Here is a 22,874-nt window from a genome sequence, read left to right as displayed (position 1 = left end):
GGCGCTCCCCGCCGGGCGCGGGTCAGAGCACCGGGCTGGCGTCGGCGAGCAGACGGTCGATCTCCGCGACCACCGCCGCGCGGCCGGGATGCACCGGGTCGATGAGCGGGTCGCCGCGCCGGTCCAGCGCGCCCCACCGGCCCGACTCCGTGGCGACCATGAACGCCACCGGATGCACCACCACAGTCGGGTACGCCGGCGTGACCACCACCCGCCCGGCGCGGTCCACCACGCCCCGGCGGCCGGCCAGCTCGACCACGGCCAGGCCGTCGGCGGTGAACCCGTCCACCTTCCGTCCGTCGGCCAGCGGCGTGCCGAGACCGTGGTACCGGGTCGGCACCACCACCTCGCCGGTGAGGTCCACCGCGCCCCAGCCGCCGTTCTGCCGTACCGCCGCCAGTCCGTTGCGGAACGACCTGACCTCCTCGTACCCGGGCGGGATCCGCACGATGTTCATCCGGTCCACGGCCATCCAGCGGCCCTTGCCGTCCATCGACACCCAGGACAGCCCCTCGGAGAAGGCGCCCACCGCCCGGTAGCCGTTGTTCGCCTCGATCAGCGCCGCGCCGGACGTGTCGATCAGCGCCCAGCGGGACGCCTCCGGACGGCGTACCCAGGCCAGCCCTTCGTGGAACGGCTGCACCTCGGCGTACCGGTGCGCGATCACCATCTCGCCGTCGGCGTTCGCGTACCCCCAGAGCTGCTGCTCCTCGTCGAACGTCGCCACCGGGAGACGCGGCGCGCCGAGCACCTCCTCGGGCCGGCGCGGGGCCGGACCGAAACCGTCGGCGGCGGCCCGCTCCGCGATCGCGTCCAGCGCCACCTCGACGCGCGCGTTCATCGCCGCGTCCTCGCCGTGGCGCAGGTCCAGCGCCCGCTCGAAGTGCAGGCACGCCTCGGTCAGCCGTCCCTGGTCGTAGCAGCTCCGCCCGGCGTGCTCGTGCAGCAACGCGCGCAGCGGGTCCGGCAGCTCCGGCGAGTTCGTCTCGGCGAAGAGCCGGTCGGCCTCCGCGTGGTCACCCCGCCACCGCAGCGCCTCCGCGAGACGGGCCCGGGCCAACGCGGTACGCCGCAGCTCACCCGTCGTCTCCGCGTACGTGACTGCCAGCCGCGCGTCCCCGAGCGCGTCGTCCAGGTCGCCGAGGATCCGCGACGCCACCGCGCGCAGGCTCAGCAGCCGGGCCCGGCCACGGTTGTCCAGTGTGGTGTCGAGCTTGCCGGTCAGGCCGTCCCGGATCAGCCGCAACTGCGCCGGATCGGGCGCCTCCTCGCGCAGCGTACGCGGATCCAGCCGCCAGCCGACCGCGGCGAGGGCCTGCTCCGGGTCCGCCGGGGGCGGCGGCGGTCCGGCCGGTTCGGCGTCCGCTTCGGTGTCCGCTTCTTCGGTACGGGGAGTCGGCGCGTCGTCGGTCTGAGCGGTCGGCTCGTCGGCGGGCTCGGGTGGTGCGGGCTCGCGGTCGTGCTCCGGGTCGACGGTTGTGGTGTCGGTGTCGGGTGCGGGCTTGCCGCCGGCCGCGGGCTCGGCGGGGGCGCGGTCCGGGTCACCGGTCGGTGCGGTCTCGCCGTCGGAGTCCTCGCCGGGCGCGGTGGCCGGGGTGTCGGCGGCCTGCGGCTGCGGGATCGTGATGCCGGCGGGCTCGGTGCCGGCGGGTGCCGATTGCGGGGTCGCGATGCTCGTGAGGTCGGCTTCGGCTCGGCTGCCCGGAGACTCCAGTGGCGAGGCGGTGATGTCGGCGTCGGCCCGGATGCTGCCGGTCGGCTCCGGTGTGGTGGCCGGTTCCTCGACGTGACCGGCCCCGCCCGGCTCGCCGGCTGTCTGGCTCCCGCCGCCAGCCTCTGAATCCGTGGCGTCCTGCCCGGCATCCACAGTGACCGGCGGCTCGGCGTCGGTGGCCGGCCGGCCGCTTCCGGTGTCGGCGGACGTGCCGGTGGCGGGCATGCGGTTGCCCGCGTTCTCCCCGCCGGAAGCGGTCCCGTCCGGTGTGTCCAGGTGTCCGGCCGCCGGGTCCGCGGTGCTCGTGGATTCGTCGGTGTCGGTGTCGGTGTTTGCGTTGGTGCTGATGTCGGTGGCGGCAGGGGCGCTCGGTGTGGCGTCGCTGGTTGCGGCGTCGGATGGTGTGGTGACGCCGGTAGCGGGCGGCGTCGAGCCGGTACCGGACCCGGCCTCGGCCACCTCGGGGGTACGAATCGTCGCCGGCTCGGCCCGGTCTGCCACAGATCTTGGTACGAAATGGCCCCCAGGGGGGCCGAAATCGTCCAAGATCTCCGGCGGTTCCGGTGTCTGGGCGGGGGCGGCGGGCTGGCTGGGACGGAACCATGCCTCGGCGCCGGAGTCCGTGGCCGGGGAGGGCGGAGCGGTTGTCGCCCCCGGGCGGGGGTGCTCGGCTCGCTCCGATGGCTCGCCGGTCCGGTCGACAGCCGGGCCGGGTTCCGTCCGTCCTGTGCCGGGCGCGGGACGGGCACTGACGTCGGCGTAGGGCCGGTCGGCGTCAGGGGCCGACGTGGACGGAGCCTGCACCTCGGACTCGCGCCGACGACCGGCATCCACATCCGACGGCTTGGCCTCGGCGTCCGGTCCGGCCTCGGGCTCGCCGATGGCGCCGCTCTCCACGACTGGCCGGGGCGCGATCGGGGCCGGGTGCTCCACCGAGTCGGCGGGCCTGACGTCGGGTAGCTGCTCGGCCGGTGTGGGTACGGGCGGCCTGCCCGCGGTCTGCTGTGCGGGCACGGAACCGGAGTAGGCAGGCGGTGCCGGGCGAGCCCTCGCGGGGGGTTGCGCCGTGTTCACCGGGTCGGAAGAAGGCGGGCCGTGACGCTCGGCGGTCCCGTCCTGCGACGGCGTGGGCCGGGCCGCGCCCTCGCTCCGGTCCGTCGGTGCCGCGCCACCCGGACGCTGCGCTTTAGAAGTGGGCGCTCCGGACGTGGGCGCACGGGAGACGTGCGCGTCGGAAGGAGGCGGAACGGGGGTGACCGCGCCGGAAGCGGGGCTGCCCGCGCCAGGCATGTCGGCCTGCGGCGCGGCGGGGGCGGACGCTCCGGAAACGGGAGCGTCCGCGACGGGCACGCCGGCCTGCGGCGCAGGAGGTGCCGGACGCGGGGTGTCGCCGGTCCGAGGCGCGGCCGAGCCCTCCCCGGAACGCCCGGGCGTGGCCGGCGGCGGCACCGGATCGGGCCGTACCGGGGCGACCCGGGGACGGTCATCGGGACGGGTGTGTGCGGCCGGCTCGACAGGTGCCGTCTCCCGGCCGTCGGCGACCCGGGGCGGCGGGTGACCGGCCGGCCGCACCGGCCACTGCACCGGCGGCGCCGACCTGCGCTCGTCGGGCGGCGCCGACCTGCGCTCGTCCGGCCGCACCGGCCACTGCGGGGCACGGGTCTCGGGGCGGGCAGCGGCATCCGGCTGTGGCCGACTGGGCTCGGGACGGGGCATCACGGTGGGCGGCCGGGTGGCGTCGGACGGCGGCATCGGGTACCGCTGCGGCGCCGGCCGCTCCACGGGTGGGCGCTGCCGTTCGTCCGGCCGGCGCGTGTCCGTCTCGGGACGGGGCCGCGGCTCGATGATGGGCCACTCGCCCTGGTGCGGGCGGGACCGGTCGACCGGCGGGCGCTGACCCTGCCACCGCTGGTCGGCGCCGGGACGCGGTGCGCCGTACCGGTCGGGCTCGGTCTGCGGAGGCCCGTTCTCAGGCGCCCGGCGCTGGGTCTCCGGGTACGCGGCGGCCTCCCGGCCCGGCGCACGTCCGTCTGCCAAGGGCCGGCCGTCCACCGGCTCACGCCGCTCCGCCGGGGGACGCCGGCTCGGGTCACGCCAGCCGTCACCGTCGGTGCCGCGCCAACCGTCCCGGCCCGGCTGGCCCCACCCGGCCGCGCCCCGCTCCAGCGGCGGCACGGCGTCGTCGCGCCGATCGGCCGGGCGCCCGGCGCCGTGGTCACGCCGCCCGTCGGACGGCGGCTCCCGGCGCTCGTCCGGGAAGCGGTCGCGGCGTCCGTCGGGCATGGACTCGCGGCGCCCGGCGGGGGAGTGGTCCCGCCGCGCGTCGGACGCCGAGCCCCACCGCTGTTCCGACACGGCAGGCGGGCCCTCGACCGGGGCGCGGCGTCCGTCGGCCTGGTGCGGGCGGTCGGCCCGGCGCTCGCCATGGTGCGGGAACTCGTTCGGCTCCGGCATCCAGCCGGGCTGGGACGGCCGGCGCGGTGCGGCCTCGGGGCGCACCCAGCGTTGGTCGAGCCGCTGCTCGGGCGGCGTGGGCGGGCCGGTGCGGCGCCGATCCTCCGGCCAGGGCCGCCGCCCGTCCGCGGGGTGCCCGCGGCGGTCGTCCGGAGGGCGGCCGGCGGGGCGCTGGCCGCCGTGATCCCTGGGCCCGGCCGGGTACGCCCCGCGGGACGTGGCCGGACCGGCCGGGCCGCCACCGTGTGGACCGCCGGACCCCGGCTGCTCGGCCCCGCGCGGACCGGCGGGACCGGTCGGGTGCGTGCCATGTGGGGCGGCTGGACTGGTCGGATACGTGCCGCGTGGGCCGGCCGGACTGGTCGGGTACGTGCCGCGCGGGCCGGCCGGACTGACGGGGTACGCGTCGCGCGGACCCGCGGGACCCACCGGGCCGGCGGGGTGCGGGCCGTGCGGACCCGCCGGGCTGACCGGGTGGAATCCGGCGGGACTGACCGGGTTCGCGCCGGCCGGGCTGACCGGATACGGATCGGTGTCGGGCGCGGGACTGACGGGGTGGAACCCGGCCGGGCTGACCGGGTGCGCGCCTGCTGGGCTGACCGGGTACGGGTCGGCGTCGGGCGCGGGGCCGACCGGGCGTACCTCGGCGCGGCCGACCACGGTACGGCGGCGCGGCGTCAGGTTCTCGATGCCGATGTCACCCGGGTAGCGCTGCCCCGGGAACTGCGGCTGCCACTCGTGGGTGGGCTCGGCGGCCCAGGCCGGTTCGGCCGGCTCGCGCCAGCTCCCCCAGCCACTCATCGGCAACCCCTCCGGCCGCTCGCGCGGGACGGCCCCGGGGCCGGCTCGCGTCGCTCGCTCACGGCGGTGTCACCTCATTGGAAATTCGCGCGCTGGGGCGCCGGACGTGCCGGTACAGTCGCCCGGTCCAGCACGTCGTGGCTGCGGAAGGAGGGTAACGGCGTGGGCTCGGTCACCGCCACTGTGGCACCACCCACCGGCGCACACGTTACCCCATGGTTTCGGACATTCGGCGCGATCGCGGCGGCCGGGTTCCGGCGGCACGCGACCTACCGTCAGGCCGCCGTGGCGGGGCTGTTCACCAACACCGTGTTCGGCTTCCTGCGCTGCTACATCTTCCTCGCCGCGACCGGCGCGGCCGGCACCGTGGCCGGCTACGACAGGGCGCAGCTCGCCACGTTCGTCTGGGCCGGCCAGGGGCTGCTGGCGGTGATCGCCATCTGGGGCTGGACCGACCTGGCGGACCGGATCCGTACCGGTGAGGTGGCTGCCGACCTGCTGCGACCGGTGCACCCGGTGACCAGCTACCTCGCCACCGACCTGGGCCGGGCCGGGTTCGCGGCGCTGGCCCGGCTGGTGCCGCCGCTGGTGATCGGCCCGTTCTTCTTCGCGGTGTACGTGCCCCGGCACTGGGCAACGGTGCCGCTGTTCCTGCTCTCCGTGCTGCTCGCGGTGGTGGTCTGCTTCGGCTGCCGCTACCTGGTGAACGCCACCGCGTACTGGCTGCAGGACGTCCGAGGGCCGATGATCCTGTGGACGCTCGGCTCGGGCGTGCTGGCCGGGCTCTACTTCCCGCTCGGGTTCCTGCCCGGCCCGCTGGAGACAGTCCTGCGGTACGCGACCCCGTTCCCCAGCATCCTTCAGGTGCCGCTGGACGTGCTGGTGGAGCGGGAGCCGATGTCCACCGGTCTCGCCCTGGTCGGGGTGCAGGCCGCCTGGGTGGTGGCGCTGCTGGCGCTGTGCCGGCTGGTGCAGCGCCGCGCCGAGCGCCGCCTGGTGGTCCAGGGTGGCTGAGCGCGACAGCGCGCCCGGGGTGGCTGAACTGCGGGCGTACCGGGCGCTGCTCGGCGCGCAGGCGCGTTCGCAGGCGGCGTACCGCACGTCGTTCGTGGTGGACCTGGTCGGCAACGTGGGCGCGACGGTGTTCGACGTGGTCACGGTCCTGGTGATCTTCGGTGTGACGCGGGAGCTGGGCGGCTTCACGCTGCGCGAGACGCTCGTCGTGGTCGGGCTGTCGGCGTGCGGCTTCGCCACCGCCGACCTGCTGGTCGGCAACATCGAACGGCTTCCCCGGTACGTGCGCACCGGCCTGTTCGACGCGGTGCTGGTCCGTCCGCTCGGCGCGCTGCCGCAGCTGCTGCTGATGGACCTGCCGCTGCGTAAGCTGTCCCGGGCCGTGTTCGGGCTCGCCGTGCTGCTGTTCGCGCTGGTCTCGGCGGGGATCGACTGGACACCGGGCCGGGTGGCGCTGGCGGTCGTCGCGCCGCTGGCCGCCGTGGTCTTCTTCGCCTCGGTCTTCGTGCTGACCGCGACGGTGTCGTTCTACTGGGTCGACTCGGGCGAGCTGGCCAACTCGGTCACCTACGGCGGGCGTGACTTCACCTCGTACCCGGTCACCGTGTACGGCGGCTGGTTCCGCGCGTTGTTCGCGTACGGGATGGGGTTCGCCTTTGTCAGCTACCACCCGGCGCTGGCGTTGCTGGGCCGCGCCGACCCGCTCGGCCTGCCGTCCTGGGCGGGCTGGGCCGCGCCGGGGGTCGCGGTGGTCGCGGCGGCGCTGGCCGCCCTGGCCTGGCGCGTCGGGGTCCGTCACTACCGGAGTACGGGGTCATGAGCGTCATCGAGATGGACGGGCTGCGCAAGGAGTTCACGGTCCGGGTCCGGGCCGGGCGGTTGCGGCGTGAGAAGCGGACGGTGACCGCCGTCGACGGGGTCGACCTGCGGGTGGAGCGCGGCGAGATGCTCGGCTACATCGGCCCGAACGGGGCCGGGAAGTCGACCACGCTGAAGATGCTCACCGGCGTGCTGACGCCGTCGTCGGGGCGGGCCCGGGTGTGCGGGCTGCGCCCGGTGGCCGACCGGACCCGGCTGGCGCTGCGCATCGGCGTGGTGTTCGGGCAGCGTTCGCAGCTGTGGTGGGACCTGCCGCTGCGGGACTCGTTCGACCTGCTGCGGCACGTCTACCGGGTGCCGGCCGGCGAGCACGCGGCCCGGCTGGCCCGCTGCCGGGACCTGCTCGACCTGGACGGGTTCCTGGACACGCCGGTCCGGCAGCTCTCGCTGGGTCAGCGGATGCGCGGTGAGCTGACCGCGGCGCTGCTGCACGGCCCGGAGGTGCTGTTCCTGGACGAGCCGACGATCGGCCTGGACGTGGTGAGCAAGCAGGCGGTGCGCGGTTTCCTGGCCGAGCTGGGCCGGGCCGGCGACACCACGCTGGTGCTCACCACGCACGACCTGGCCGACATCGAGCGGCTGTGCCGGCGGCTCGTGGTGATCGACCACGGGCGGGTGGTGCACGACGGGTCGATCGCCGAGCTGCACCGCCGGTACGGCTCGCGCCGGATGGTGGTCGCCGAGCTGGACGCGGCGCTGCCCGAGCCGCCGGTGCTGCCCGGCGCGCCGGTGCAGCGGGTGGAGGCGGACGGGCGGCGGCTGGTCTTCGCGCTGGAACGGGCGAGCGTCGCCGAGGTGGTGGCCGGGCTGGCCGGCCTGGCCACGCTGCGGGACATCTCGATCGTGGAGCCGGACATCGAGGAGGTCGTGGCGCGGCTCTACCGGGCGCCGGCCGCGGTCACGGGTGCTCCATGACGAGTACGGCGAACGTGCCGGGGGCCAGCGCCTCGTACCGGTGCGGGGTGTCGCCGGGGAAGGTGACGTAGTCGCCGGGTCCCAGCTCGACCGGGTCGGTCTCCGGGCCGACGCGCATCCGTCCGGCGGCCACCACGACGTGCTCGACGCTGCGCGGGGTGTGCGCCTCGGCGATCCGTACCGCGCCGGGTTCCAGTTCCATCACGTAGACGTCCCGCCGGGCGTGCGGCGCTCCGGCGGCGAGCAGGGTGGCGGAGAAGTCGGCGTGCTCGGAGCGGATCCGGGGGCCCTCGCCGGCCCGGACCACCCGCACGGCGGCGGCGGGTGGTTCGACCAGGCGGCTGAACGGTACGTCCAGCGCCACGCCGAGCGCCCAGAGCGTCTCCACGCTGGGGTTGCCGGAACCGGACTCCAGCTGGGACAGGGTGGACTTGGCGATGCCGGCGCGGCGGGCCAGCTCGGTGAGCGACAGGCCGGCCCGTTCGCGTTCGCGGCGTAGCGCGGCGGCGATGGTCGCGAGTGGGGGAGCGGGGTCGATCGCCATGTGTTCGCTCCAACGGTCGGTTTGTTCGGTTTGACGAACAAGCGTTCTCGCGTTCAGGATAATGGACATGCGTACGGCATACCGAACGGGCGACGCCCGGGTGCTCCGCGACGTCGCCGCCATCGGCGCGGCGATGCTCGCCGTGGGCGCGTCGTTCGGCGCCGTGGCGGTAGCCGCCGGCCTGCCCGCCTGGGCCACGCTCGCCATGTCCGCGGTCGTCTACGCCGGTGGCGCCCAGTTCATGGCGGTGGGGCTCGTCGTGGCCGGCAGTCCGCTCGCGGCGGTCCTCGCCGGCCTGCTCCTCAACGCCCGCCACCTGCCGTTCGGCCTGGCCCTCGGCGGCGCGCTCGGCTCCCGGCGCTGGCAGCGGCTGCTGGGCAGCCACCTGATGACCGACGAGGCGACCGCGTTCGCGCTGGCCCGCCCGGCCGGTCCGGGGCGGCGCCGGGCGTTCTGGCTCGCCGGGGTGCTGCTCTTCCTGGCCTGGAACACCGGCACCGCGCTCGGCGTGCTCGCCGGCGGCGCGGCCGGCGACCCGGCCGCGCTGGGACTCGACGCCGCGTTCCCGGCCGGGCTGGCCGCGCTGCTGCTGCCCAGCCTGCGCGACCGGGAGACCCGCCGGGTGGCGCTGACCGGCGCCGGCCTGGCCGTGCTGGCCACGCCGCTGCTGCCGGCCGGGTTGCCGGTGCTGCTCGCGCTCGCCGCGCTGGCCCTGCCGCTGCTGGCCCGCCGCCGCCCGCCCGCCGCGCCACCCCGGACCGCTGACGAGGCGGCTGATGATCGGAGCGTGCGGGCCGGGGAGGTCTCGTGCTGATCGCCGTGATCCTCGCGCTGGCCGCCGGCACCTACGGCTTCCGCGTCGCCGGGGTGCTGCTGCGGGACCGGCTGGACCTGCCCGAATGGGCCCGCCACCTGCTGCCGGTCGGCGCCGCCACGCTGCTGGCCGCGCTCGCCGCCACCGCGGCGCTGACCGAGGCCGGTGGCTTCGCCGGGTACGCCCGCCCCGCCGGGGTGCTGATCGGCCTGGTGCTGGCCTGGCGCCGGGCGCCGTTCGTGCTGGTCGTGGTCGCGGCGGCGGCCACTACAGCGGTGCTGCGCCTGCTCGGGGTGGACTGACGCCGGCCCTCGCACGAGAACGGCCCCGCACCGCCGGAGCGGGAAGGGGCCGATTTCGGAGCGGGGCCGGTCAGACCTTGTCGCCGATGTTCACCCGGGGCGCGGGAGCGCGCATCCGGCGGAACGTGATCGACCGCATGATCGCGTAGAAGTAGAGCGAGCCGAGCTTCTCGGTGCTCTTCGGGAAGCGCTCGCGGACCAGCCGCTTGATCTTCCGGGAGATCAGCACCGAGTCGATCAGCACGCCGAGCGCCAGCGCGCCCCACAGCAGGTTGGACAGCAGCCGCACGATCGGCGGCATGGCCTGGTTGGAACCGACCAGCACGATCAGCGCGCCGCCGAAGAACCAGGTGCCGACCGTACGCCGGGAGTCGACCACGTTGCGGGCCAGCAGCCGCTCGGGCCCCCGGTCACGCGGGCCGCCCTCGCGCCGGAACTCGGCGGCGGCCTCGGCGCGGGCGGCGCGGCGCTGCGCGCGGGCCTCCTCCTTGGTCAGCGGCTTGGCCGGCGCGGTCGGCCGGCGGCCGGCGACGGGGCGCTTCGGCGTGACCTGCCCGAGTTCCTTCTTGCTGGGCGTGTAGCCCCGGGGACGGGCGGCGGCGGACTCCTCGTCGGTCGTCACAGTGGTGACGGACTCCTCGACGAGGTCGGCGGACTTGCGGCGAAACAGCGACGGCACGCGGCAAGGGTAGCCAACCGGCCGCGCCCGGTGCACATCACGGGTGCACCGGGCGCGGACGGACGGTTGAACGGGACGGTCAGGGACGCTCGACGTGCGCGCCGAGGTCGGCCAGCTTGGCCTCGAAGTCCTCGTAGCCGCGGTTGATCAGGTCCACGCCGTACACCCGGGAGGTGCCCTCGGCGGCGAGCGCCGCGATGAGGTGGCTGAACCCGGCCCGCAGGTCCGGGATGACCAGGTCGGCGGCGTGCAGCTTGCTCGGCCCGGCGATCACCGCGGAGTGCTTGAAGTTGCGCCGGCCGAAGCGGCACGGGGTGCCGCCGAGGCAGTCCCGGTAGACCTGGATGTTGGCGCCCATCGTGTTCAGCGCCTCGGTGTAGCCGAGCCGCTGCTCGTAGACCGTCTCGTGGACGATCGACAGGCCGCGGGCCTGGGTGAGCGCGACCACCAGCGGCTGCTGCCAGTCGGTCATGAAACCCGGGTGTACGTCGGTCTCCAGCGCCACCGCGTTCAGCTCGCCGCCCGGGTGCCAGAAGCGGATGCCGCCCTCCTGGCCGGGGCTGCCGCCGCGCGGCGGGCGCAGGTCGGTGACCTCGTACTCGCCGCCGACCGAGCGGAAGATGTTCAGGAAGGTCATCATGTCGGCCTGCTGGGCGCCCAGCACCTCGACGTGACCGCGGGTCGCCAGCGCCGCCGCCGCCCAGCTGGCCGCCTCGATCCGGTCCGGGATCGGCCGGTGGGTGTAGCCGTGCAGCTTCTTGACGCCCTGGATCTCGATCACCCGGTCGGTGTGCACCTTGATGATCGCGCCCATCTTCTGCAGCACGCAGATGAGGTCGATGATCTCCGGCTCGACCGCCGCGTTGCGCAGCTCGGTGACGCCCTCGGCCATCACCGCGGTGAGCAGCACCTGCTCGGTGGCGCCCACGCTCGGGTACGGCAGCGCGAACTTCGTGCCGTGCAGCCCGTTGGGCGCGGACAGGTGCAGGCCCTCCGGCGTCTTGTCGACGGTGGCGCCGAACTCGCGCAGCGCCTGGAGGTGGAAGTCGATCGGACGCGGGCCGATGTGGCAGCCGCCCAGGTCGGGGATGAAGGCGTGGCCGAGCCGGTGCAGCAGCGGGCCGCAGAACAGGATCGGGATCCGGCTGGAACCGGCGTGCACGTTGATCTGGTCGGTGCTGGCGCTCTCGACGTTCGAGGGGTCGAAGACCAGCTCGCCCTCCTCGTCGCCGTCGCTGACCTTGACGCCGTGCAGGCCGAGCAGACCGCGGACCACCTCGACGTCACGGATACGCGGCACGTCGAACAGCCGGCTGGGTGTGTCGCCGAGCAGGGCGGCGACCATCGCCTTGGACACCAGGTTCTTCGCGCCGCGGACGCGGATCCGCCCTTCCAGCGGAGTGCCTCCGTGTACGACCAGGACGTCGTCGGTCAACGCAACCTCCAGCGCGTTGGGTGCTGCCGTGTCTAGTGATGGGTGCACGAAGTTCATCGCTACCCGGAACGCGGTCATGGGAAAACGGGCCGCGTGTGTCGTCGCCCCGGCAGCATAGCCCTCCGTGACGAAAATGGAATCGGTCACATCACCAGCGAGGGCACGAACCGGGGTGTCCGGTGCGTTTACGTGCCAGTGGGGTGACCGAGGGTGATCACGCTCCCGGAAGCGCGAGCATCTGGTCCAGCGCCGACCGGGCGTGTCGGGCGGTCTCCGGATCGACGGTGATCTGGTTCACCACGCGGCCGGCGACCAGCTCCTCCAGCGCCCACACCAGGTGCGGCAGGTCGATCCGGTTCATCGTCGAGCAGTAGCAGACCGCCCGGTCGAGGAACATGATCTGCTTGTCCGGGTGGGCCAGCGCGAGCCGGCGTACCAGGTTCAGCTCGGTGCCCACCGCCCACGCCGAGCCGGCCGGGGCCGCCTCGATCGTCCTGATGATGAACTCGGTCGAGCCGACCAGGTCGGCGGCGTTCACCACCTCGTGCCGGCACTCCGGGTGCACCAGCACGTTCACGCCCGGCACCCGCTCGCGTACGTCGTTGACGCTGTCGAGCGTGAACCGGCCGTGCACCGAGCAGTGGCCGCGCCACAGGATCATCTTCGCGTCCCGCAGCTGCTCGGCGGTCAGCCCGCCGCCCGGCTTGTGCGGGTCGTAGAGCACGCAGTCGTCGAGCGAGAAGCCCATCTCCAGCACCGCGGTGTTGCGGCCCAGGTGCTGGTCGGGCAGGAACAGCACCTTGCGGCCCTGCTCGAACGCCCAGTCCAGGGCCCGCTTGGCGTTCGACGAGGTGCAGACCACGCCGCCGTTGCGGCCGACGAAGCCCTTGATGTCGGCCGAGGAGTTCATGTACGTCACCGGGACGGTCTCCGCCGCGATGCCCAGGTCGGTGAGCGTGTCCCAGGCGGCCTCGACCTGCGACAGCACCGCCATGTCGGCCATCGAGCAGCCGGCCGCCAGGTCGGGCAGGATCACCTTCTGCGCGTCCGAGGTGAGGATGTCCGCGCTCTCGGCCATGAAGTGCACGCCGCAGAAGACGATGTACTCCGCATCAGGGCGCGCCGCCGCCTCCCGGGCCAGCTTGAACGAGTCGCCCGTCACGTCGGCGAACTGGATCACCTCGTCGCGCTGGTAGTGGTGGCCCAGCACGAACACCTTCGTGCCGAGCGCGGCCTTCGCGGCGGCGGCGCGGGCCACCAGGTCGGGGTCGCTCGGCGCGGGGAGATCACCCGGACACTCCACGCCACGTTCGGTGGCGGGGTCGCTGCCGCGGCCGAGGAGCAGCAGCGCCGTGGCGGTGTTGGACGGCTCAACCCAGGTCGAAGTCACGCCCCCATGGTCCCACAGCGCGACCACCGCGCAGCCGTCCCCGATGTGGCCTGCCACACTGCTGCGCATGCGCGTGCTGCTCTGCCCGGACAAGTTCGCCGGCACGTTGTCCGCCCCCGAGGTGGCCGCCGCGGTGGCCGAGGGCTGGCGGGACGTCGCCCCCGGCGACGAACTGCTGGTCCGGCCGCTGGCCGATGGCGGACCGGGGTTCGTCGAGGTGCTCGCCGACGCGCTCGGCGGACGTCGGCTGCCGGTGCCCACGGTCGACCCGCTGGGCCGCCCGGCCACCGGTGAGATCCTGCTCACCGACGACGGCACGGCGTACCTGGAGAGCGCCCAGGCGTGCGGCCTGCACCTGCTCTCCGACGCCGAACGGGACCCGAAGGCCACCACCTCGTACGGGCTGGGGCTGCTGGTCACCGCCGCGGTCGAGGCGGGCGCGCGCACAGTGGTGGTGGGGCTGGGCGGCTCGGCCACCAACGACGGCGGCGCCGGGATGCTCGTACCGCTGGGTGTCACGCCGCTCGACGACGCCGGCCGGGCGCTGCCGTACGGCGGCGCGGCGCTCACCGCGGTGGCCGCGCTCGACGGCGAGCCGCGGCTGCGCGGCGCGACGCTCGTCGCCGCCACCGACGTGGACAACCCGCTGCTCGGGCTGCACGGCGCGAGCAGCGTCTTCGGCCCGCAGAAGGGCGCCGACCGGGCCGACGTGCTGCTGCTCGACGCCGCGCTGACCCGCTGGGCGGACGTGCTGACGCAGCGCCTGCCGGGCTGCCCGCCCGGTCTGGGCGCGCTGCCCGGCGGCGGCGCCGCGGGCGGCCTCGGCGCGGCCGTGCTGGCGCTGGGCGGCCGGTGCGAGTCGGGCATCGGGCTGGTCACCCGCGCGGTGAAGCTGGACGCCGCGCTCGACGCCGCCGACCTGGTGATCACCGGCGAGGGCTCGTTCGACCACCAGTCGCTGCGCGGCAAGGTGGTCGCCGGCGTGGCCGGCGCCGCCCGGGACCGGGGCGTGCCCTGCGTGGTGCTGGCGGGACGGGTGAGCACCGGGCGGCGGGAGGCCGCGGCGGCCGGCGTGACCGACGCGTACAGCCTGGTCGACCACTTCGGCGGCGAGGAGCGCGGGGGAGTGGACGCGGCGATGACCCGCCCGGCCGAAGGGCTGCGCGCGCTCGGCGCGCGGCTGGCCGGGCAGTGGAGCCGCTGACCGGTTCCGCTGGTCACGCCGCCGGGTGGTGACGCCGACGGCGGCGTACGATCGAAACGGACCACACCGGGAATCACTGGCGGACGTGCGGCGTTGGCCAGGACGTCCGGACCTATACCGCGCAGGGAGACTTCCACGTGACCACGCCAGCGCAGACCGAGTCGACCGAGGCCAAGGCCCCCAGCACCGTCGTCCTCACCGACGTCGCGGCGCAGAAGGTCAAGGCCCTGATCGAGCAGGAGGGCCGCGACGACCTGCGGCTCCGGGTCGCCGTGCAGCCGGGTGGCTGCTCCGGCCTGCGGTACCAGCTGTTCTTCGACGAGCGCTCGCTCGACGGTGACATCGTCACCGACTTCGACGGTGTCGAGGTCGTCGTCGACCGGATGAGCGCCCCCTACCTGACCGGCGCCACCATCGACTTCGCCGACCGGATCGACGCCCAGGGCTTCACCATCGACAACCCCAACGCGGGCAACTCCTGCGCCTGCGGCGACTCCTTCAGCTGAGTCGACGCACCGACCGCAAGCGGCGGGCCGTCCCGGTGGGGCGGCCCGCCGCTTCGTCGTACCCCCTGGGGGTGACGTCCGGATGTGCGCTGATCGACCGGTTGGTGACCGACCGCCGTCCGTCCGGTCCGGGGGCCGGTAGGCTGACCGCGCCGTGCTCCCGACCCCGAGGGTTGACATGAAGATCGCCGTGACCGGCTCGATCGCGACCGACCACCTGATGAGCTTCCCCGGCCGCTTCGCCGACCAGCTCATCGCCGACCAGCTCGACAAGGTCTCGCTCTCCTTCCTCGTCGACGAGCTGGTCCTGCGGCGCGGCGGCACCGCCGCCAACATCGCGTTCGGCATGGCCCAGCTCGGGCTGCGCCCGGTGCTGCTCGGCGCGGTCGGCGCCGACTTCGCCGACTACCGCTCCTGGCTGGAGCGCCACGGCGTCGACTGCGACTCGGTGCACGTCAGCGAGGTGGCGCACACCGCCCGCTTCGTCTGCACCACCGACACCGACATGTGCCAGATCGCCTCCTTCTACGCCGGGGCGATGAGCGAGGCCCGCAACATCGAGCTGCACCCGGTCGCGCAGCGCCTCGGCGGCCTCGACCTGGTGCTGGTCAGCGCCAACGACCCGGCCGCGATGATCCGCCACTCCGGCGAGTGCCGGGACCGGGGCTACGCCTTCGTCGCCGACCCGTCCCAGCAGCTCGCCCGGATGGACGGCGCGGACGTGCTCGGCCTGGTCGAGGGCGCCGACTACCTGATGACCAACGAGTACGAGAAGTCGCTGCTGCAGAGCAAGGCCGGACTGACCGACGAGCAGCTGCTCGACCGGGTCAAGGTGCGGGTCACCACGCTGGGCAAGCAGGGCGTGGAGATCGCCGGCCGGGACGTCGGCACGATCCGGGTGCCGATCGCGCGGGAGATCCAGGCGGTCGACCCGACCGGCGTCGGCGACGGCTTCCGGGCCGGCTTCTTCGCCGCGCTCGACTGGGGCGTCGGCCTGGAGCGGGCGGCCCAGGTCGGCTGCCTGCTGGCCACGCTGGTGCTGGAGAACTTCGGCGGCCAGGAGTACGAGGTCCGCCGTGACCTGTTCGTGAAGCGACTCGCCGAGTCGTACGGTGACGCGGCCGCCGAGGACGTCCGGCCGCACCTGCTGTGACCGGCGCGGCCGTCCCGGCGGGCGGGGTGGACCCGGAGGCGGTCCGCCCCGGCTCCGGCGGCCCGGTTCTGGTCGCCTTCGCCGGGCTGCCCGGCGTGGGCAAGACCACCCTGGCCGCCCGGGTCGGCGTCGCGCTGCGCGCCCCGGTCCTGCCGGTCGACCCGGTCGAGCGGGCCCTGCACCGCTACGGCCTCACCGGCGACGTGCCGGGCATGGCCGCGTACGGCGCGGTCGCCGGGCTGGCCGAGGTGCAGCTCGGTCTGGGGCTCAGCGTGGTGGTCGACGCGGTGAACCCGGTCGCCAGCGCCCGGGGCCTCTGGCACGACGTGGCCGAACGGGCCGGCGTGCCGCTGCGGGTGATCGAGGTGCACTGCGGCGACGAGGAGGAGCACCGGCGCCGGGTCGAGGCCCGCCCGCCCGAGGACGGCACCTGGGAGCTGACGCTGCGCCGCCGCGCCGAGTACGAGCCGCTGATCGGCCCCCGCCTGGTGGTCGACACCGCCGTGGCGGCCGACCCGCTGCCCGGCATCCTCGCGTACCTGAGCTGAACGTCGGGCGTTAAGAAGGGTCCCTTCCTCTACCCGAGGCGTTAACAAGGGGCCCTTCCTTACACCCGGACGTCGTAGGCGGGCCCGTCGTGCGCGGCGAGGAACTCGTGGCCGCGCATCCGGCACCACGCCGGGATGTCCACCGCCGCCGCCGGGTCGTCGGCCAGCACCCGCACCACCGCGCCGGCCGGCAGCCCGGGCACCAGCCGGGCGAGATTGATCACCGGCAGGGGGCAGCGCTGCCCCCGGCAGTCCAGCACCTGATCCGGCTCGCTCACAGGTCGGTCACCCCCGCCTGCGCCCGCAGGTCCGCCACGATTCCGGGCAGCTCGGCCAGGAACCGCTCCACGTCCGCCTCGGTGGTCTCCCGGTGCAGCGACACCCGCACGTTGCCGTGCGACAGCACCCCCATCGCCTCCAGCACGTGCGACGGGCGCACCGTCGACGACGTGCAGGACGAGCCGGAGGACACCGCGAACCCGCGCCGGTCCAGCGCGTGCAGCAGCGCCTCGCCGTCCACGTACAGGCAGGAGAACGTCACCAGGTGCGGCAGCCGGTCGACCGGGTCGCCGACCACCTCCACGTCCGGCACCTCGGCCGCCACCCGCGCCCGGATCCGGTCCACCAGCGGGCCCAGCCGCGCCGCCTCGGCCGCCGCGTCGGCCGCCGCCGCGCGCAGGCTCGCCGCCGCCGCGACCACCGCCGGCAGGTTCACCACCCCCGGGGTACGCCCCGACTCCCGCTCGTCGGCCGGGTACGGCGACTCCCACCGGGCGCCCTTGCGCACCACGAGCAGCCCGACGCCGGGCGGCCCGCCCCACTTGTGCGCGCTGGCGCTCAGCACCGACCAGCCCGCCGGCAGTGGCGCCCGGCCGGCCAGCTGCGCCGCGTCCACGTACAGCGGCACGCCCGCCTCGGCGCACAGCTCCGCCGCGGTGGGCACCGGCTGCACCGTGCCCACCTCGTGACTGGCAGCGATCAGCGCGGCGAGGGCCACGCCGGGCGTGGCCACCGCCGACGCCCAGGCGTCCAGGTCCACCCGGCCCAGCCGGTTCACCGGTACGGACACCGCCGCGCCGCCGGCGGCCGTGTGCCGCTGCGCGGCGTGCAGCACCGCCGAGTGCTCGACCGCCGAGTGCACAAGCGTCGCCCCGGCCCGCCGCCGCCCGGCCAGGCCACCGAGTACGGCGGCGTGCGCTGCCGCCGTACCGCTGGGGGTGAAGGACAGCTCGTCGGCGCGGACGCCGAGCGTCTGCGCGGCGGCCTCGCGCGCGGCGTCGAGGAGTTGGCGGGCCCGGCGGGCCGCCGAGTAGAGCCGGGCCGGGTCGGCCCAGCCGTCGTCCAGGGCGGCCAGCATCGCCTGCCGCGCGACCGGATGCAGCGGCGCCGCGGTGGCGGCGTCCAGGTAGACCGGGGAAGCGCTCATGACGTTCCACGCTATCGCCCGGTTACGCCCAAGATCCCCCCGATGGGGGTGGACAGCGACCCCAAGACGGCCTGGCCGGTCATGGTCGAGTAATCTGCGACCGTCGGTGACGCCTTTGCCGTCGGTGTCAAGGAGAACAACCGCCGCGGCGCGCTAGGGAGGCAGGACCAGGTGGTCGCAAGGAGTTCGGAGGTACGGCGCTCGGCCGTACGGGACAGCGCTTCCCCGGGGGCCGGTGGACGCCGGCGGCGTGGTGCTGGTCGAATCGCCGGGCTCGGTCTCGGCGCGGCGGCGCTGCTGGTCTCGCTCACCGGCTGTGACGTCGGCAAGGCGTTCGGCGGGTTCGGCTGGCCGCAGGGCGGCATCACGCCCGAGTCGCAGCGCATGTACGACCTGTGGATCGCGTCCTGCATCGCGGCGCTGGCCGTCGGTGTGTTCGTCTGGGGCCTGATCTTCTGGTGCGTGGTCCGCTACCGCAAGCGCGGCAACGAGCTGCCGGTGCAGACCCGCTACAACCTGCCGATGGAGTTCCTCTACACCATCGCGCCGATCCTCGTGGTCTCCGTGCTCTTCTACTACACCGCGGTCGTGCAGACCGACGTGATCAAGGAGTCGAAGAACCCGGACGTCACCGTCGAGGTCGTGGCGTTCAAGTGGAACTGGCAGTTCAACTACCGCGACGGCCAGGGCCGCGACGCCAACACCGTCGCCTCGGTGCTGGGCACCAGCGAGGTCATCCCGGTCCTGGTGCTGCCCAGCGGCCGCTCGATCCGGTTCGAGGAGACCAGCCGCGACGTCATCCACTCGTTCTGGGTGCCGGAGCTGCTGTTCAAGCGCGACGTCATGCCGGGCAACGTGCGCAACACGTTCGAGGTCTCCCGCATCGACCAGGAGGGCGCGTTCGTCGGCCGCTGCGCCGAGCTGTGCGGCAGCTACCACGCCTTCATGAACTTCGAACTGCGGGTCGTCTCGCCGGAGAAGTACGACCAGTTCCTCGCGGCCAAGAAGGCCGGCAAGTCGACCCAGGAGGCGCTCGGCGCGATCGGTGAGCCCGAGTACGCCACCGAGACGAAGCCGTTCGACACCCGGCGCGACGTGAACAACTTCAACCCGTCCGACGCCCAGGCCGGCGCGGGAAGCTGAGAGGTCCGGCATGAAGACCGAGTGGAAGATCTTCCTCACCATCGCCACGTTCCTCCTCGGCGCGACCATCCTCTACGGCGCCTGGACGTACGCGGACAGCGACGGCCGCATCGAGTGGATCGGCACCGTGGCGCTGCTGCTCTCCTTCCTGCTCTGCGCCATGTGCGGCGGCTTCTTCTGGTTCGTGTCCCGCCGGATCGACCTGCGCCCCGAGGACCGGCCGGACGGCGAGATCGCCGACGGCGCCGGTGAGGTCGGCTTCTTCAGCCCGGGCAGCTACTGGCCGTTCGCGTTGGCGCTGGCCGCCGCGATCGCCGGCCTGGGCCTGGTGTTCTGGCAGTTCTGGCTGCTGGGACTGGGCCTGGTGACGGTCGTCTTCGCCACCTGCGGGCTGCTCTTCGAGTACTACTCCGGCACCCGCCGCACCGCCGAGCACTGACCCAGAGCGCCACGGCAGGCCCGCACCCCCTCCGGGGGAGCGGGCCTGCCGCGTTCTGCGTCCCCCTCCGCCGTCCCCGTTGATCATGAAGTTGACGGCACCGGCGGTCCTTTTTGTCCCCGCCAACCTCATGATCACCGCCCGTGCGGCGCCGCTCTGGCGCTCTCCCGTTCCGCCTCCGGTGCGCACCACCGGCTCACGCCGGACTGTTCCATCAGCCGAGAGCGCCGTTCCGGTTGGCAGGACCACGAGAGATCTTGGAAGGAAACGGTCTCCATGACAGCCGTTTCCTTCCAAGATCTCGCCGCGCGGCTCGGCCAGGTGGGGCGAACCGCAGTCCGCTCCCCATGACGCGGTGCCGCCACCGGGTCATCGTTGACACTCACGCCCGAGCCCACCGCGCTCCCGGCGCCGCCCCGCCCCGTTGATCAAGGAGTTTGTGTCCGCCTGGACAGCCGTGGGGGACACAAACTCCTTGATCACGCGAGGCAGGCGGTTGGGCTGTCGGGCGTGGCGGGGAGGGAAAGGGCGCCGAAAGGGAGTGGAGGTCAGGCGGCCTGGGGGTGAGAAGGGCGGCGGGTGCGGCGGCCGGACAGGCGGGCCGGGCGGAAGGTGAACGTGGCGATCACCACTGCCGCGCCGCAGCGGGTGCAGATCAGCTCCGGGCAGTCGGCGCCGTGCCCCTCGCCGCAGGGCGGCGCCTCGAACAGCACGACGTCCTCGCAGGTGTCGCAGTGCAGCTCGCGGTCAGACACGGGTGGCTCCTCTCGCTCCGGGCCCGGGGCGAGGCGGTGTGGCGCCGGGCCGGTGGACCGAAGACCGAAAACGGATAGACCGAAAACGGAAAATAACTCCCGTGTAGTTTGGCACGCGGGTACGACACCCTCGCCGTCAGGCGGCGCGTGCCACCTCCAGCCAGCGCTCCAGCGCGGCCGCCGCGGCGCCCGAGTCGACGGCCTCGGCGGCCCGGTCCAGGTTGGTCCGCAGCGCCTCGTGCAGATCGCCGTCGAGCGGGCCCTGGGTGGACAGCGCCACAGCGGCGTTGACCAGCACCGCGTCCCGTACCGGGCCGGTCTCGCCGGCGAGCAGGCGGCGTACCACGTCGGCGTTGTAGGCCGCGTCTCCGCCGCGCAGGTCGGCCAGGGTGGCCCGGGGTACCCCGAGCTCCGCCGCGTCCAGCAGCGCCTCCGTGACGGTGCCCTGCTGCGCCACCCAGACCCGGGTGGGCGCGCCGGTGCTGAACTCGTCCAGGCCGTCCTCGCCGCGTACCACGATCGCGGAGTCGCCCCGGGCCGCGAACACGGCCGCCATCACCGGGGCCATCCGCTTGTCGAAGCAGCCCACCGCGCCCGCGCGGGGCCGCGCCGGGTTGGTCAGCGGGCCGAGGAAGTTGAACGCGGTGGGTACGCCGATCTCGCGCCGGACCGGGCCGGTGTGCCGCATCCCGGGGTGGAAGCGGGCGGCGAAGCAGAAGCCGATGCCGGCCTCGGTGACGCAGCGGGCCACCTGCTCGGGCTCCAGGTCCAGCGGTACGCCGAGTTCCTCCAGCACGTCCGCGGTGCCGCACGAGGAGGAGGCGGCCCGGTTGCCGTGCTTGACCACGCGGACGCCGGCCCCGGCGACCACGAGCGCCGCCATGGTGGAGATGTTCACCGTGTGCGCGAGGTCACCGCCGGTGCCGACCACGTCCAGCGCGGTGTCGCGTACCTCGTCGGGCAGGAGCACCGGCACCGCGCGGGTCAGCATGGTCTCGACCAGGCCGCCCAGCTCGGCGGGGGTCTCGCCCTTGGTGCGCAGCGCCACGGCGAACCCGGCGATCTGCGCCGGTGTCGCCGAGCCGGCCATGATCTCGCCCATCGCCCACGCCGTGTCGGCGGTGGAGAGCTCCTCGCCGCGCAGCAGCGCGTTGAGCAGAAGCGGCCAGGTCCGTTCGCCCATGACGGGCCTCCCGAGCGGCGTGAGGAAAGCGGTTGGGGCTTGCCACGGCCGCGTCGCCGTGGCGCGCGAGGGTCGGGGGATCAGGCCGCGGCGTGGGTGCGGCGCAGCAGCTCCGCGACGGTGCTGCCGGCGACCACCGGGTCCAGCGGGTGGGTCAGCGTCGCGTCGACCTCGGCGTACGCGGCCAGCCAGCGGTCGGCGGCGCGGGCCAGCACCACGCAGGTCGGCGGCGCGTCGTCCCGGTCGTCCTTGATCTGGCGGGCGATGCCGATGCCGCCGCCCGGGCTCGCCTCGCCGTCGAGCAGCAGCAGGTCGATCTCGTAGTCGTCGACCAGCCGGACGCAGGCGGCGTACTCGTCGGCCTCGACGAACTCGATCTCGATGCCGGGCGCCGGGCGGGTGCCCACGGCCAGCCGCATCCGGTCGCGGACCTTCGGGTCGTCGCTGTAGAGCAGGACGGTGCAAAGACGATCGCTCATCGTGACGTGGCTCCCACCTCGTAGCTGCCCGCTGATCGTAGCGGGCGTCACGTTCGGCCTGTCCTCCGCCCGGGCGGGGGAGGGCGTACCCCGTCAGGGGCCTCAGGCGCTCGCTTCCGCGGCGCGCTCGCGGGCCTCCTGGCGGTCCAGCTCGCGGTCGAGCCGGCGGGCCTCGCGCTCGGACTGTTTGACCCACTGGACGACCAGGACGGCGAGCATGGTGACGCTGACGAACTCGCCGCCGGCCCAGAGGACGCCTCCGGCCACCACCTGGTCGTTCCAGGGGTCGGACCAGGACAGGTTGAGCGACGGGTACCAGTCGCCGCCGAACAGCGTGGTGCTCTGCATGATGGTGAGCCCGAGCACGGTGTGGAACGGCACCGAGAGCAGCATGAGCAGCGCGCGCGCCGGGTACGGCCAGCGTCCGGGCAGCGGGTCGAGGCCGAGCAGCGGCCAGAAGAAGACGCAGCCGGTGGCGATGAAGTGCGCGTGGACGAGTTCGTGCGCCCACTCGTGGCGCAGGGTGAACTCGTAGAGGTCGGTGAAGTAGAGCGCGAACGGGTTCACCACGAAGATGGTGAACGCCACGAGCGGGAAGCTGTAGATCCGCGCGATCCGGCTGTGCACGATCGCGAGCAGGCGCTTGCGCGGGCGTACCGGCAGCGTGCGCAGCGCCAGCGTGACCGGCGCGCCGAGCGCCAGGAAGATCGGCGCGATCATCGACAGCACCATGTGCTGGACCATGTGCACCGAGAGCAGGGCGGTGTCGTACGCGCCGAGCCCGGTGAGCGTGACCAGCGCGATGCCGCCGAGGCCGGGGCCGAGGAACGACACGGTACGGATGACCGGCCAGCGGTCGCCGCGCAGCCGCAGCCGGTGCACCCCGTAGAGGTACAGGCCGGCGGCGAGCACGATGCCCAGCGTGAGCCAGCTGTCCAGCCGGGTCTCGGTGAACACCCGGGCCACGGTGAACGGCGGCGGGGCGCTCTCGCCTCCCGCCGCCAGCGTCGCCGGAACGGCCGAGGTGACGGCGAGGATCTGATCGACGTGCAGCACGCTTTTCAGGGTAGGTCAGGCGAAGCGGACCACCACGATCG

The 22,874-nt window shown here is 74.3% G+C and carries 22 protein-coding genes; 11 read left to right on the top strand and 11 right to left on the bottom strand.

The genetic code is table 11. The features are described 5' to 3' along the window. Positions 1-22 precede the first annotated feature (22 nt). Entirely contained in the window at positions 23-4,969 is a 4,947-nt protein-coding gene (locus HA073_RS30605) for a WG repeat-containing protein (protein ID WP_240925765.1), read from the bottom strand. 162 nt (positions 4,970-5,131) lie between these two features. On the opposite strand from HA073_RS30605, the gene HA073_RS14275 reads away from it, so the two are divergent. From HA073_RS14275 to HA073_RS14265, 3 genes are read left to right on the top strand one after another with little or no spacing between them, the layout of a single operon-like run. Continuing rightward, positions 5,132-5,983, top strand: a complete 852-nt coding sequence (locus HA073_RS14275; RefSeq protein ID WP_064448306.1) for an ABC-2 family transporter protein — start codon at positions 5,132-5,134, stop codon at positions 5,981-5,983. Positions 5,984-6,002: 19 nt separating this feature from the next. Further along, complete coding sequence (locus tag HA073_RS14270; protein ID WP_113972724.1) at positions 6,003-6,803, top strand: ABC transporter permease; 801 nt, start codon at positions 6,003-6,005, stop codon at positions 6,801-6,803. Beyond that, entirely contained in the window at positions 6,800-7,777 is a 978-nt protein-coding gene (locus HA073_RS14265; RefSeq protein ID WP_064448308.1) for an ATP-binding cassette domain-containing protein, read from the top strand. The genes HA073_RS14270 and HA073_RS14265 overlap by 4 nt, the downstream gene beginning before the upstream one ends. Here the strand turns inward: HA073_RS14265 and HA073_RS14260 are convergent. Beyond that, complete coding sequence (locus tag HA073_RS14260; RefSeq protein ID WP_043329354.1) at positions 7,761-8,321, bottom strand: helix-turn-helix domain-containing protein; 561 nt, start codon at positions 8,319-8,321, stop codon at positions 7,761-7,763. The two genes, HA073_RS14265 and HA073_RS14260, sit on opposite strands and share 17 nt — an antisense overlap. 67 nt (positions 8,322-8,388) lie before the next feature. Here HA073_RS14260 and HA073_RS14255 point away from each other — a divergent pair, with 67 nt between their 5' ends. Beyond that, positions 8,389-9,135 (top strand): AzlC family ABC transporter permease, encoded by a 747-nt coding sequence (locus tag HA073_RS14255; protein ID WP_069088990.1) that lies wholly within the window; start codon positions 8,389-8,391, stop codon positions 9,133-9,135. Beyond that, positions 9,129-9,437, top strand: coding sequence for an AzlD domain-containing protein (locus HA073_RS14250; RefSeq protein WP_069088991.1), 309 nt, complete (start codon positions 9,129-9,131; stop codon positions 9,435-9,437). The genes HA073_RS14255 and HA073_RS14250 overlap by 7 nt, the downstream gene beginning before the upstream one ends. 70 nt (positions 9,438-9,507) lie before the next feature. Here HA073_RS14250 and HA073_RS14245 read toward each other — a convergent pair whose 3' ends face one another. The 3 genes from HA073_RS14245 to nadA all read right to left on the bottom strand — a co-directional run bounded on the left by HA073_RS14245 (position 9,508) and on the right by nadA (position 12,941). After that, positions 9,508-10,116 (bottom strand): DUF3043 domain-containing protein, encoded by a 609-nt coding sequence (locus HA073_RS14245; RefSeq protein WP_043329355.1) that lies wholly within the window; start codon positions 10,114-10,116, stop codon positions 9,508-9,510. Positions 10,117-10,195: 79 nt separating this feature from the next. Next, positions 10,196-11,551: a UDP-N-acetylglucosamine 1-carboxyvinyltransferase gene (murA, locus tag HA073_RS14240; RefSeq protein ID WP_030500128.1), complete on the bottom strand. Its 1,356-nt coding sequence runs from the start codon at positions 11,549-11,551 to the stop codon at positions 10,196-10,198. A 214-nt stretch (positions 11,552-11,765) separates the two neighbouring features. Beyond that, positions 11,766-12,941 carry a quinolinate synthase NadA gene (gene nadA / locus HA073_RS14235; protein ID WP_187693530.1) on the bottom strand — a complete coding sequence of 392 codons (1,176 nt, stop codon included), beginning with the start codon at positions 12,939-12,941 and terminating at the stop codon, positions 11,766-11,768. A 43-nt stretch (positions 12,942-12,984) separates the two neighbouring features. On the opposite strand from nadA, the gene HA073_RS14230 reads away from it, so the two are divergent. The 4 genes from HA073_RS14230 to HA073_RS14215 all read left to right on the top strand — a co-directional run bounded on the left by HA073_RS14230 (position 12,985) and on the right by HA073_RS14215 (position 16,352). Then, positions 12,985-14,145, top strand: coding sequence for a glycerate kinase (locus HA073_RS14230; RefSeq protein ID WP_205797307.1), 1,161 nt, complete (start codon positions 12,985-12,987; stop codon positions 14,143-14,145). Positions 14,146-14,282: 137 nt separating this feature from the next. Further along, positions 14,283-14,651: an iron-sulfur cluster insertion protein ErpA gene (erpA, locus tag HA073_RS14225; RefSeq protein WP_043329360.1), complete on the top strand. Its 369-nt coding sequence runs from the start codon at positions 14,283-14,285 to the stop codon at positions 14,649-14,651. Positions 14,652-14,829: 178 nt separating this feature from the next. Next, entirely contained in the window at positions 14,830-15,804 is a 975-nt protein-coding gene (locus HA073_RS14220; protein WP_069088993.1) for a carbohydrate kinase family protein, read from the top strand. Then, positions 15,801-16,352 (top strand): ATP-binding protein, encoded by a 552-nt coding sequence (locus HA073_RS14215; protein WP_166456611.1) that lies wholly within the window; start codon positions 15,801-15,803, stop codon positions 16,350-16,352. Before HA073_RS14220 ends, HA073_RS14215 begins: the two co-directional genes overlap by 4 nt. Before the next feature lie 59 nt (positions 16,353-16,411). Here the strand turns inward: HA073_RS14215 and HA073_RS14210 are convergent, their stop codons facing one another. Together HA073_RS14210 and HA073_RS14205 are read right to left on the bottom strand one after the other, a co-directional pair. Further along, complete coding sequence (locus HA073_RS14210; RefSeq protein ID WP_043329366.1) at positions 16,412-16,630, bottom strand: sulfurtransferase TusA family protein; 219 nt, start codon at positions 16,628-16,630, stop codon at positions 16,412-16,414. After that, entirely contained in the window at positions 16,627-17,778 is a 1,152-nt protein-coding gene (locus HA073_RS14205) for a cysteine desulfurase family protein (RefSeq protein WP_166456610.1), read from the bottom strand. Before HA073_RS14205 ends, HA073_RS14210 begins: the two co-directional genes overlap by 4 nt. A gap of 171 nt (positions 17,779-17,949) precedes the next feature. Here HA073_RS14205 and coxB point away from each other — a divergent pair, with 171 nt between their 5' ends. Together coxB and HA073_RS14195 are read left to right on the top strand one after the other, a co-directional pair. Then, entirely contained in the window at positions 17,950-18,921 is a 972-nt protein-coding gene (gene coxB, locus HA073_RS14200; protein ID WP_064445179.1) for a cytochrome c oxidase subunit II, read from the top strand. A gap of 10 nt (positions 18,922-18,931) precedes the next feature. Continuing rightward, entirely contained in the window at positions 18,932-19,360 is a 429-nt protein-coding gene (locus tag HA073_RS14195) for a cytochrome c oxidase subunit 4 (RefSeq protein ID WP_064445180.1), read from the top strand. Between the two features lie 548 nt (positions 19,361-19,908). On the opposite strand, the gene HA073_RS14190 is transcribed toward HA073_RS14195, so the two are convergent. The 4 genes from HA073_RS14190 to HA073_RS14175 form a co-directional block, all read right to left on the bottom strand. After that, positions 19,909-20,115, bottom strand: a complete 207-nt coding sequence (locus tag HA073_RS14190; protein WP_166456609.1) for a hypothetical protein — start codon at positions 20,113-20,115, stop codon at positions 19,909-19,911. Between the two features lie 136 nt (positions 20,116-20,251). After that, the gene (gene trpD / locus HA073_RS14185) at positions 20,252-21,298 is read right to left on the bottom strand and encodes an anthranilate phosphoribosyltransferase (protein WP_043329373.1); all 1,047 of its coding nucleotides are present in this window, start codon (positions 21,296-21,298) and stop codon (positions 20,252-20,254) included. 80 nt (positions 21,299-21,378) lie between these two features. After that, on the bottom strand, positions 21,379-21,777 hold the full coding sequence (locus tag HA073_RS14180) for a chemotaxis protein CheY (protein ID WP_030500140.1): 399 nt from the start codon (positions 21,775-21,777) through the stop codon (positions 21,379-21,381). A 102-nt stretch (positions 21,778-21,879) separates the two neighbouring features. Further along, positions 21,880-22,833, bottom strand: a complete 954-nt coding sequence (locus tag HA073_RS14175) for a cytochrome c oxidase assembly protein (protein ID WP_043329374.1) — start codon at positions 22,831-22,833, stop codon at positions 21,880-21,882. Positions 22,834-22,874: the final 41 nt, after the last annotated feature.

Source organism: Micromonospora sp. CMU55-4 (genome assembly GCF_011602315.1).
GTDB lineage: Bacteria > Actinomycetota > Actinomycetes > Mycobacteriales > Micromonosporaceae > Micromonospora > Micromonospora chalcea.
This window is presented reverse-complemented; position numbering and strand designations above follow the sequence as displayed.